This window comes from Kitasatospora cystarginea (assembly GCF_039533515.1).
Taxonomy (GTDB): domain Bacteria; phylum Actinomycetota; class Actinomycetes; order Streptomycetales; family Streptomycetaceae; genus Kitasatospora; species Kitasatospora cystarginea.
Genome location: NZ_BAAATR010000163.1, coordinates 1 through 1,384, shown reverse-complemented (window position 1 = coordinate 1,384; position 1,384 = coordinate 1). Strand labels below are relative to the sequence as shown.

At 62.3% G+C, this 1,384-nt stretch carries 1 protein-coding gene; it reads left to right on the top strand.

All coding sequences use genetic code 11. The features are described 5' to 3' along the window. Positions 1-200 precede the first annotated feature (200 nt). A complete protein-coding gene (locus tag ABD369_RS40570) occupies positions 201-863 on the top strand; it encodes a hypothetical protein (protein ID WP_344641657.1) in 663 nt (220 codons plus the stop codon). Positions 864-1,384: the final 521 nt, after the last annotated feature.

Genomic DNA, 1,384 nt, shown 5'->3' with positions numbered 1-1,384 from the left:
GCCCTCGCCATACCCACAGGCACAAACAGCACGCCCGGACAAGCAGAAACGGCCCGCCAGCAAAGCTGACGAGCCGTCATGCAAGATCGAGGTTAGTCAGGCGCCCGTGACCGTGCCGGGCCTGCCGTCGCAAAAACGAGCCGATCCGACTGTCCGCACGGGCGCCACGGTACGCATTACCCAAAAGAGGAGAATGCAAGATGGGCGAGTTCGATTACACGCTGCGCGTCAAGAACGATTCCGGGGAGACCAGGGATTTCGCAGTATTCCAAAAGGCCCCAAAGCAGGACAAGAGCATTCAATCGCTTGCCTGGTTCGTGAAAACAATCCACGACAACCCTGCTATGGATCCGGCCGCGGATTCCGCCGCCTTCAAGTGGAACGAAGACTACTCTTTCGTGTGGTCCGAGACCGGAGAGCTCAACGATCAGGTGCATTTCGAGGCCAGCGACGCCTGGCCTGCCGACACCAGTGCGGTCAAGACTTCATCGACCAGGAAAAAGGCGGGTGATCAGGTCGGTTTCGACAAGGAAGGTGGTGCATATACCTTCCAACAGGTCGACAGGCCCAACGATGTGCAAAAGGGCCAGTTGCTCGTTAAGTGCGGAGGTAACACCGAAAAGAAGAAGACGAGCATTGGACTGGCCATGTATGGATCGCCATTCTTTGCCGTGCAGGCCGAACCCAATTTCAACTGGATCTTCGCGCCGGAGCCGGAATACTGGATCGTCGCCACTAAGCTGGTCAAGGGAGACGCAATCTCCGCGGTCGGCATGAGCAACGCTTACAAAATCGACTTCTCGCTGTCTAATGACGTAACCGTCACATACGACGGCCAGAATCGATTTTCGCAACAGAGATAGAGCGGCCCGGCGGGGCGCGTGCAGTGGACCTGGCCCTGCCGCCCGGTGAACGATTGGAACGCCGAACACGAAGCCAGCCACCCGCCCGACCTCACCCGCCGTTGGCAGCTCGACCGACAGCGCCGGGCCATCCGCTCCCTCGCTCACCAGCTCGGCCTGCGCCCCCGGGCCGTGCGCCGCCACGCCAAGGGCAGCCGCTGGCCCGCCAGGCAGCCCCTCGCCGCCACCTCGCAGGCTGACCGCCGACCACCCGGCCACCCGCCGGCACTGCAATGCGAGGTGCAACACAGGTGCAACGCGGGGTGCAGCACAACGACAGTGTTGCACCCCGGACCTGCGGAAATAACCAGAAAACCGCCCCCTGGGTCCACTGCACCGAGCCCGCCGGGCACCGGCTGTGCCAGGTATGCCAAGTGGTATACCGCTGGGTATCCTGTCTGGTATGGCGATGACGACGATAAAGGTGCGGGCCGAGGTGCGCGATGAGCTTGCGCGCCTGGCGGCCGACGACCTCGGCGGGG